The sequence below is a fragment of the Ruegeria arenilitoris genome, from assembly GCF_013031355.1.
GTDB classification, from domain to species: Bacteria; Pseudomonadota; Alphaproteobacteria; order Rhodobacterales; family Rhodobacteraceae; genus Ruegeria; species Ruegeria arenilitoris_C.
Map to the genome: position 1 here is coordinate 620,613 of NZ_WPZO01000002.1, position 10,244 is coordinate 630,856.

A 10,244-nucleotide genomic window follows, 5' to 3' on the forward strand; every position below is an offset into this window, starting at 1 on the left:
GATGGAACACAACACACCGATACTCGAGGTTGATGGGCTCAACACCACCTTCCACCGCGGCGGGCAACCATTGCCAGCTTTGCGCGATGTCAGTTTCTCGGTCGCGCGGGGCGAGGTTCTGGGTCTGGTCGGCGAAAGCGGGTCGGGCAAGAGCGTGACTTTACGCTCTATCATCGGCCTTGCGCGACGTTACGGCGATGTCACCGGCGAGGTTCGATGGCAAGGGCAGGACTTGGTCCAGATGCCAGATCGCGCCCTGCGCCAGATTCAAGGCCGCGAGATCGCAATGATCTTTCAGGAGCCAATGACTTCACTCAACCCGCTTCTCACGGTCGGTCTGCAGCTAGAAGAAACCCTGCGCGCGCATACCGACCTATCCCAGTCTGCTCGCCGCGATCGTGCCATCGAGATGTTAGACTTGGTCGGCATTCCCTCGGCCGCTCAACGATTGAAAGACTACCCGCACCAGTTCTCGGGCGGAATGCGGCAACGCGTGATGATCGCCATTGCGCTGGCTGCAAATCCCAAACTGCTGTTGGCGGATGAGCCGACAACAGCCTTGGATGTGACCATTCAGGCGCAGATCCTCGACCTGATCCTGCGCTTGGCGCAAGACATGGATATGGGCGTTGTCCTGGTTACTCATGACCTCGGCGTCGTCGCTCAGACCTGTGACACCGTTGCCGTGATGTATGCCGGACGGATTGTCGAGCAAGGGTCGGTGCGCGGTGTGCTGAAAGACCCGCGCCACCCATACACCGTTGGACTGATGCGGTCTGTTCCTGAAAACCTGCCACCTCGGACGCCGCTCTATTCGGTGCCGGGCGTCCCACCCAGCCTTGATGCGCTGCCGCAAGGTTGCGCCTTTGCCCCGCGCTGTGCTGCCTGTGTTGCGGCCTGCACGCAGGACCGGCCACCTCTGACCGTTGTCACCGAGGGGCGGCAAGTGGCCTGTTTGAACCCGATCACCAAATCACAGGGGAATGCCGCATGACGACCTCGGTGCTTCAGATCCGAGACCTCCACCTGCGCTTCCCTCTGGGGCGCAGCATGGCCGATGTCGCCATGGGTCGCCCGGGCCGTGTCGTCAACGCGCTGAACGGTGTCAGTCTAGATCTTAACCGCGGTGAAACACTCGGGATCGTCGGTGAATCTGGCTGTGGCAAATCCACGTTGGCACGCTGTATCGTGCGCCTCTACAAGCCCAGCGAGGGCGAAGTTCGTTTCGATGGGCAAGACATCTTTGGCGCCGATCAACGCGCGGATCGCAGCTATAACCGGCGCGTCCAGATGATGTTTCAGGATCCTTACTCATCGCTCAATCCACGTATGACAACAGGTCAGATTCTGGCCGAGGCGCTGCGGGTTCATGACATGCGCCCGGACCCTGAAATCCCCGCCCGCGTTTCGGAACTTCTGGAGTTGGTGCGCCTGCCGCAAGACGCGCAGCACAAACTGCCCCATGAGTTCTCAGGCGGCCAACGCCAACGGATCGCAATCGCACGCGCTCTGGCGGTTGAGCCAGAGGTGCTGATCGCGGATGAACTTGTCTCGGCTCTGGATGTTTCGGTCCAGGCTCAGGTGGTGAACTTGTTGCTGGAACTGCAGCAAGAACTCGACCTGACCATCTTGTTTGTCGCACACGATTTGCGCCTGGTGCGGCACGTGTCTAACCGTGTGGCTGTGATCTATCTGGGTCGGATCGTCGAGATTGGAGACAGCGAAACGCTGTTTTCAAACCCCTCCCATCCCTACAGTCAGGCGCTTTTGTCAGCAGCCCCATCTTTGGACCCGGACGACCGTGGCAAGACAACCAAACTTGAAGGCGAGTTGCCCTCGCCGTTGAACATGCCTTCGGGCTGCCCGTTCCATGTTCGTTGCCGACACGCCAGCGAAATTTGCAAACAACAGGTTCCGGCCTTGCTGCCCGTTGAGGGGCGAGGCGAAGTGGCCTGCCATCACGTTGAAGAGATCAATGCCCATGCTTGATGCCCCCGAGACCTCTCGTGGCCCCGTTATCGCCGCCCTCCGGGCCGAATTGCAGACGCAAGGATTGGATGCCTTCATCCTGCCCCGGTATGACGCGCATCAGGCGGAATATGTAGCACCGCATGACGAGCGACTGGCTTATGTCACGGGTTTCACCGGCTCGGCAGGAATGGCAATCGTGACGATGGACACGGTCGCTGTCTTTGTAGACGGACGCTATGTGGTGCAGGCAGCGAACCAATGCCCAACGCCGCTGTTCACGCACCAACACCTGTTCGACAATCCGCCCGAGTTTTGGCTGGCCGAGCATACCCAGACCGGCTGGCGCATTGGCTTTGATGCCATGCACCTTCCGCCTGTATTCCTGGATCGGTTCGCCGAGGCGTTGCCGGATGCCGAGCTTGTCCCGATCAAAACCAATCCCGTCGATGCCGTATGGCCTGATCAACCCCCTGCTCCGCTGGGTCGGATAGATCCTTTCCCCGTTCAACTTTCAGGAAAACCAGCGCAAGACAAGATCAGCGATCTGGTTCAGCAGATGCGCGACCTCGGGGCCAGATTTCTGGTAGAAACGCAGCCAGATAACATCGCGTGGTTTTTGAATGTTCGTGGCGCAGATGTGGCATACAACACCGTCCCTCAATCGTTTCTGCTATTGGATGACGAAGGACTGGTCCAATGGTTCGTCGCGCCGGAAAAGCTGGATGCATATGTCACCGACCACCTGCCGGACAATGTACAAACCTGCGCGCCCGGTGCCTTTCTTCCGACCATCAAGGCCAGAGTCGCTGCAGGTCAAGGCGTTCTGTTCGACCCAGCATTCTCACCCGCTGCTGTTCGGCTTGTGCTAGAGCAGAAAAAGGCAAGGAAGATGCCTTTGCCCAGCCTCCTGACTGCGGCCAAAGCGATAAAAAATCAAACCGAGCTCGAAGGCATGCGCGCTTGTCACATAGCGGATGGCGTCGCCTGGACCGAGTTCTGTGCATGGTTGGCGACCGAGGTGCCTCTACGCGCCAGACAGGGCGAGCCTGTGACCGAACGTGAAGCTGAGCGCGCCATTCTGAGCTTCCGACAAGCGCAGCCCAGTTTTCTTGAGGAAAGCTTCAATCCGATTTCTGCCGCGTCCGGCAACGCTGCGATGTGCCATTACGCGACACAAGAGGACAACACGGTTCCGCTTTTGGAAAATGGCACCTATCTCCTCGATTCCGGCGGCCAGTACGAAACCGGAACCACCGATGCCACGCGCAGCTTCGCCTTTGGTCCAATCCGGCCAGAGGGCTATGACCGCGCCTACACTGCAGTTTTCAAAGCCTTCCACGCCATCGCGACCCTACGCTTTCCCGCCGGAACACAAGGCCATCACATAGACGCAATCTGCCGCCGCCCCTTGTGGGACCTCGGCCTGGACTATGACCACGGTACGGGCCACGGTGTTGGGCACAGACTTTCAGTACACGAGCATCCCCAACGTATCGGAAAACCCCATAGTCCGGTCGACCTTGCCCCCGGCATGATCCTGTCGATCGAGCCGGGCTATTATGTGGCTAATCAGTTCGGTATCCGGATCGAAAACCTGTTCGAGATCGTAAGAGCCGAGGACGGGTTCATGGCGTTTTCGAACCTGACATGGTGCCCTGTTCAAACCGCCATGCTGCAGACTGAGTTATTGAATGAAACCGAGATCAACTGGCTGAATACTTATCATGCGACACTGCTTGAGCGTCTTGGCCCACTGCTGTCTCCATCCACATTGGTCTGGCTCAAGACCGCCTATGCGCCTTTGCCTCTGTAGAAATTCCGTTTTGTTGGGCCCTGTTGCAAACCCTGGTCCCAACTGTCATTCCAACTGCGGTTCTGATCGCACGCGATCTTCTTCTACTAGCACTACGGTGTTTGATACCGGGATCTTGAAGAAATCATGAATGAATGTGGTTTCGAACTGGTCAACGTGAGACAGAAAGGTCAATTCACGCTTTGCTTCTCTCCGTTTTCGCAGTTTGCCCAGCTAGCAGGGCCACAAAAACCACCAGTTCCGCTGATGCTGCTATCCAATATAGCTTGCTACATAACCCCTCTAGCATGATGAGCGAGGCATCCCGCGCCGTGTGGGCTTTTGTGAAGCCAAAGCGCTCCGAATCTACTGTATACTTACCGCATCGCATTGCCTTGTGGATGAGACCGCAGGCTCAGTTGGCCCTCCTTTTTCGCTCTATACATCCGCTTCTTCACTCGGTATGGACAGCGCTTCGATTTTGATCCGTATGTTGGACGCTCTGAGGGTGACAGCATCACCCAAGAGAGCCGAACCATGAAACAGACACTCGAAGCTGCGCTAAAGCGCAAAGGATATGACACACTGACCCCTGTCCAAGAGGCAGTGACCGCGCCGGATTTGCAGGGGCGGGACCTGTTGGTTTCTGCGCAAACCGGATCGGGGAAAACCATCGGGTTTGGTTTGGCCATTGCACCGACCATTCTGGACGAGGCGCAGGTTTTTGATACAGCAGATGCGCCTTTGGCATTGGTCATCGCGCCGACGCGAGAGCTTGCGATGCAGGTCAAGCGAGAGCTGGGATGGCTTTACGCCGAAGCGGGGGCTTTCATTGCATCATGCGTCGGCGGCATGGATATGCGCGATGAACGCCGGGCGTTGGCCCGGGGTGCGCATATCGTTGTCGCAACGCCGGGGCGGTTGCGCGATCATATCATGCGCGGCTCAATAGACCTGACGGCCGTGCGCGCCGTGGTTCTGGACGAAGCCGATGAAATGCTCGACCTCGGGTTCCGCGAAGATCTGGAGTTCATTCTCGAGCAAACGCCAACAGACCGCCAGACGCTGTTGTTTTCGGCCACCGTTCCCCGCGCCATTGTCAGCCTTGCTGCCCAGTACCAACGGGATGCCGAACGTGTTAGCACCGTCAGTGAGCGGACGCAGCACGCTGATATCGAATATCGCGCAATGAGCGTAGCTCCTCGTGATGGTGAAAATGCGATCATCAACGTGTTGCGGTTTTATGAGGCGCCAAACGCCATCGTGTTTTGCAACACGCGTGCCATGGTCAGCCGTCTGACGGCCCGGCTGTCGAACCGTGGGTTCTCGGTTGTGGCGCTGTCCGGTGAGCTGACCCAAAGCGAGCGGTCCAACGCCCTGCAAGCCATGCGTGATGGGCGCGCCCGTGTCTGCGTGGCAACCGACGTCGCCGCCCGCGGGATTGATCTACCGAACTTAAATCTGGTGGTTCATGCCGAACTGCCGAACAGTCATGAAACCCTTCTGCACCGCTCGGGCCGAACAGGTCGTGCAGGGCGCAAAGGGGTCAGCGCCCTGATCGTCCCTCCGGCGTCGTTCAAAAAGGCGCAACGTCTGTTGAAGTTCGCCAAACTGACGGCCGACTGGGGGGCTGCCCCTTCGGCCGACGAGGTCAACGCGCAGGACTTGCAGCGGATGTTCGGTTCGGACGATTGGCTGACGGATGTAACCGAGACCGAACGCCCATCCGTTGATGAACTGGTGGCAAGGTTCTCACCAGAACAACTGGCCGCGGCCTATGTCCGTCAATACCAGCGTCAGCATTCCGCACCGGAAGAGTTAGGCGACGTCAAGGACGCCGGGCCGAAGCCGAACGTGCCCTTTGGGCCGAGCGTCTGGTTTTCGCTGTCGGAAGGTCGCAATGACAATGCGTCTCCTCGCTATCTTCTTCCCATGATTTGCAAGGCGGGGAACATTACCAAAACCGATGTTGGAGCGATCCGTATCGCGGACGATGTGACCTATATCGAAATTCGCGAAAGCAGCGTTCCTGGCTTTTTGGACGCGATCGGACCCGAGATGAAAATCGAGGGCACAAAAGACATCGTGCAGCTGGATACTGCACCCGATTTTTCGAGCTCTGCCAAGGCAGGTCCCAAACGGGGCGCAAAAGGCAAAAAAGGTCCGGAGAAAACCTGGCAAAAACCGCCTCGCCTTACCGAGCCGAAGCCTGCGAAGGCGCGAAAGAAGCCCGAGCCCAAGCCGTCTGACAAGGTAAAAGCTGAAGCCAAGACCAAACGCGACAACCTCAAGGGTTCAAGCAAAAAACCGGGCGGTCGCCCGAAGGGTCCGCCGCCGCCCAAAGGTAAGCCAAGCAGCAAGAAAAACCGGGCTCGTGCGGCCGCGGCTAAAGGTGGCAATGCTGTGCCAAGGCGCCCGAAATAAGCGAGGCGCTCGCGTATCTGGACGGGTTTCATCTGCGTTGCATCGCGGCTTTCCCGATGCGGCCTCTAGGCCAAGAAGGCAAAGCTGCGCTAGGGCGCCTTAGCCCTACCCCCAAAAAAAGACTGCGCGGGTTGGCCCGCGCAGTCTGAAAAGCAAAATTGTTGCCTTAGTATTATTGCGCTGCGGCGCGTGCGGCTTCCAGCCAGCTGTCATATGCGGCCTGGTTGGCAGCAATCCACTCATCAACATGCCGGTCGATATCGTCCGAGCTGTCTTCGCCATCCGCGATTTTTTTGTTTTGGGCCGAGATGTCGTTGATGTCGATCTTGGCAACTTCGAACAGTTTCGCAGCGGCCGGGTTTGCGGCTAGGAACTCATCGGTGGCGACGATACGGATACTATCGACCGCAAAGCCAAGATCCTTGCCATCGAAAGTAGTCTCGGCGGTTGCGCCATCGGGCAGAGACGAATACGGCACGGCCAGGAATTCAACGTTTTCACCCGGAACCAGAACACCCGATACCCAGTAAGGGGTCCAGGTGTAGTACAGGACGTTCTCGCCACCTTCGCTGCGCGCGATGGTGTCCGCGATGATCGCGTTATATTCACCTTGGTTGTGGTTGACGGTGTCACGCAGTCCGAACTCATCCAGTTGGTGCTCGATGACACGCTCACAGCCCCAGCCAGGAACACAGCCAGCCAGGTCGGCTTTGCCATCACCATCGGCATCGAACAGAGCGGCCTTTTCCGGGTCTTTCAGATCACCCAGATTCTGAACACCTGCATCATAGGCGGCTTTGTTGACCAGATACCCCTGCAGTGCACCGTCGATCAGGGTCCCGACTTTCTCAAGAACGTCGTCACCACCCGATTCCTGGAAGAAGGTGTCGTGCAGGCCGTTCCAGTGCACAGCGGTGAAATCCGCGTCGCCCGTGCCCAAAGCCAGGTGCAGGGTTTGCGCCTGTACTTCTTCGGGCTCGGCAACGTCATAGCCCAGATCATTCAGCGCCCTGAACAGGATACGGTGCTGGAAGATCTCTTCCGCAATCGGCTGGATCACCGGGCGAACGGTGACGCCCTCGCCGGGCTTGTCGCCGGCCGCAAAGGCCGACGTGGCGAGGATAGTTGTGGCAGCAAACGCGGCCAGAGTTGATTTGACGAACATAGTGAAAGGTCCTCCCAATAGATCAGTTCGTTTTCTGTGGTTCGGGTGTTTGTTCGGGCTGAGGCTTTTTGATCAGACGCAGCACAAGGCCAACCGGGCCGCCTTCGTACCAATGACGGTGTCCACGCTCGCGCCCGGATTGGCCCATGCCCTGAGTGATGCGGTCCAGCACGATCGCCAGGATCACAATGCCAAGGCCGCCAACCAGCGCCTTACCGGCATCCAGTCGACCCATGGCACGCAGCACTTCGTTGCCAAGCCCTTTGACCGAAATCATCGAGGCAATCACGACCATCGACAGCGACAGCATGATTGTCTGGTTTACACCGGCCAGAATGGTGGGGGTGGCCAGGGGCAGCTCGACTTTGAACAGGACCTGTCGCGGATTGGCACCAAAGGCCCGGGCAGCTTCGACCACCGACGGGTTGACGCCCCGAATACCCAGCGACGTCAGGCGGATCAACGGCGGCAGTGCGAAGATGATCGTAACGACCACGCCCGACACGTTGCCGATACCGATCAGCATGACCACCGGCACAAGATACACGAAGGCCGGAATTGTCTGCATGGTATCCAGGATCGGGCGGATTGCGGCCTCGAACCGGTCATTCTTGCCAGCCAGAATGCCAAGTGGCAGGCCAATAAAGAACGACAGGATCACCGCAGAAACCACGATGGCAAGCGTGGTCATCGCCAGCCCCCAGGCATTCGGCGAAAGGAAGCCAAGTGCGGTCATGAGGATGCCAACCAGAATGGCGGTGCGACGACCTGCGGCCTGCCAAGCAATCAGGATGATGATGATCAGCATGATCAGAGGCGGCACAGCGTTCAAAGCCGTGTCGATGCCGACGATCATTTCGTTGAAGAAGTTCTTGATGGGCTGGATAATCGCCCTGTTGGCGATGGCCCAACCTTTGACGCCATCCGCACTTTCGGCGATGCCCAAATCGATGGACGAGAAGGGATCGAGGATGCTGAGTTCTGTGTCTGCCATGATACCCTCTCTCAGTGTTTCATTGTTGCGGGGTCGTCGACATCACCCTGGATGCCGCGCAGCAGTGCGTTTTTGGTAACGATCCCGATCGGTTTGCCATCGGCTTTCACCACAACGGGGTGCTGTGTTGCGATGGAGAGATTGACCAGATCATCCAGCGAGTGATCCGGATGCGCTTCGGGCCATTGGTCGTGATCGACCGGACCGCGGCGCTGTTCAAACGCGGCCACCGGCTCCATGATCTTGCCAGCCGAGATCAGTTCCAGCTTGGAAATGCCGGCGACAAAATCGGCCACATAGTCGTCTACCGGGTTGGTCACGATGTCTTCGGGCGTACCAACCTGCACCAAAGCACCGTCTTTCATGATCGCGATGCGGTCGCCGATGCGGATCGCTTCATCCAGATCGTGAGTGATAAACAGCGTGGTCTTTTTCATCTCGGCCGACAGCGACATAAACTTGTCCTGCAACTGTCGCCGGATCAGCGGGTCGAGAGCCGAAAAGGGTTCGTCCATCAACAGGATCGACGGGTCGGCGGCAATGGCACGGGCAAGCCCCACGCGTTGTTGCATACCGCCTGACAGCTCATCGGGGTATTTTTGATCCCAGCCGTTCAGGTCAACCGCATCAATGGCGCGCATGGCGTTTTCATGGCGCTCTTTTGCATCATGACCCCGAACCTCTTGGCTGAAGGACACATTATCCAACACGGTACGATGTGGCATCAGCGCCATGTTCTGGAAAACCATGCCGATTTTCTCGGCCCGAACCTCGCGCAGGTCGCGTGCGTTCAGCTTGTTGACGTCCTGGCCCTCGATGAACAGCTGACCCGAAGTTGGTTCGATCAGTCGGTTCACATGGCGAATCAGGGTCGATTTACCCGAGCCTGACAGGCCCATAATGCAGAAAATCTCACCCCGCCCGACCGTGAAAGTGGCGTCCTGAACGCCGACAACACAGTCAAAGCGATCCCGCACTTCAAGCTTGCCAAGCCCTTGTTCCTGAACAGCTTTCATAGCCTCTGCGGAACGTTTGCCGAAAATTTTCCATAGATTTCGGCAATCGATGACAGCGTCATCATGTGAATCTTTCACCGCTTCCTCCCAACCTAAAACTCGCGTTGCATACTGCATATTTTTTTCTTGTACACAATTTGAATTTTCTTCTATTGTGTTGAACCAGTGGAAGCACAGCGGCGATTCCGTTACTGCACAGGCGCGTGTATTCTTTTGGGAGGTCGAACATGAAAGACGCGTCGCGACGTCGAAAGCAGCAGCTTTATGATCATTTGAAAGTGTCAGTTTTGACGCTTGCGCTTCAGCCTGGAACGGATCTGGACGAGGCGACGCTATCTGAAGAGTTTGCACTTTCGCGGACGCCATTGCGCGAGGTTTTTCGGCAATTGGCGGGTGAAGGGTACCTTGAGTTACGCGAGAACCGTGGCGCGCGCGTATCGGGGATGTCCTATACGACGTTGCGCGACTTCTTTCTTGCAGCTCCGATGATCTATGGCGCAATTCTGCAACTGGCGGCAAAGAATGCTCGGCCTGCCCAAATTGAACAACTGAAGCAGGCGCAGGAAGATTTCAAATCGGCGTTGCGCGGCGGGTCCGGTGCAGACCGGGCCATGGCCAACAACCGCTTTCACGAGATTACCGGCGATATGGCCGATAACATTTATCTGCTGCCGTCTTTCAAGCGGCTGCTGATCGATCATGCCCGGATCGGCATGACCTTCTACCGACCACAGGACCCGGTCATGACCGAGAACCTGTCCGAGGCCAGTGCCCAGCATGACGCCATCATCGCGGCCATTGAGGCTGGGGACGAGTCTGTTGCGGGTTCATTGGCGATTGATCATTGGAATCTGTCGCGCGACCAGATTGAGTTGTTTGTCA

General features: G+C 57.7%; 8 protein-coding genes. 5 read left to right on the plus strand and 3 right to left on the minus strand.

Going from position 1 to position 10,244, the window contains the following annotated elements:
- Window position 1: 1 nt before the first annotated feature.
- From GOX63_RS08490 to GOX63_RS08505, 4 genes are all read left to right on the plus strand, one after another.
- Window positions 2-994: an ABC transporter ATP-binding protein gene (locus GOX63_RS08490; protein WP_170327537.1), complete on the plus strand. Its 993-nt coding sequence runs from the start codon at window positions 2-4 to the stop codon at window positions 992-994.
- Complete coding sequence (locus GOX63_RS08495; protein ID WP_170327538.1) at window positions 991-1,989, plus strand: ABC transporter ATP-binding protein; 999 nt, start codon at window positions 991-993, stop codon at window positions 1,987-1,989. The genes GOX63_RS08490 and GOX63_RS08495 overlap by 4 nt, the downstream gene beginning before the upstream one ends.
- Window positions 1,976-3,784 (plus strand): aminopeptidase P family protein, encoded by a 1,809-nt coding sequence (locus GOX63_RS08500; RefSeq protein ID WP_254435894.1) that lies wholly within the window; start codon window positions 1,976-1,978, stop codon window positions 3,782-3,784. Before GOX63_RS08495 ends, GOX63_RS08500 begins: the two co-directional genes overlap by 14 nt.
- Before the next feature lie 516 nt (window positions 3,785-4,300).
- Complete coding sequence (locus GOX63_RS08505; protein WP_170545503.1) at window positions 4,301-6,187, plus strand: DEAD/DEAH box helicase; 1,887 nt, start codon at window positions 4,301-4,303, stop codon at window positions 6,185-6,187.
- 172 nt (window positions 6,188-6,359) lie between these two features.
- On the opposite strand, the gene proX is transcribed toward GOX63_RS08505, so the two are convergent.
- From proX to GOX63_RS08520, 3 genes are read right to left on the minus strand one after another with little or no spacing between them, the layout of a single operon-like run.
- A complete protein-coding gene (gene proX, locus GOX63_RS08510) occupies window positions 6,360-7,352 on the minus strand; it encodes a glycine betaine/L-proline ABC transporter substrate-binding protein ProX (protein WP_170545506.1) in 993 nt (330 codons plus the stop codon).
- A gap of 22 nt (window positions 7,353-7,374) precedes the next feature.
- Window positions 7,375-8,346, minus strand: coding sequence for an ABC transporter permease (locus GOX63_RS08515; RefSeq protein WP_170545508.1), 972 nt, complete (start codon window positions 8,344-8,346; stop codon window positions 7,375-7,377).
- Window positions 8,347-8,357: 11 nt separating this feature from the next.
- Entirely contained in the window at window positions 8,358-9,479 is a 1,122-nt protein-coding gene (locus GOX63_RS08520) for a glycine betaine/L-proline ABC transporter ATP-binding protein (protein ID WP_174826733.1), read from the minus strand.
- 110 nt (window positions 9,480-9,589) lie between these two features.
- On the opposite strand from GOX63_RS08520, the gene GOX63_RS08525 reads away from it, so the two are divergent.
- Window positions 9,590-10,244: GntR family transcriptional regulator (locus tag GOX63_RS08525; protein WP_170545511.1), on the plus strand; the 655-nt coding region annotated here is incomplete at its 3' end.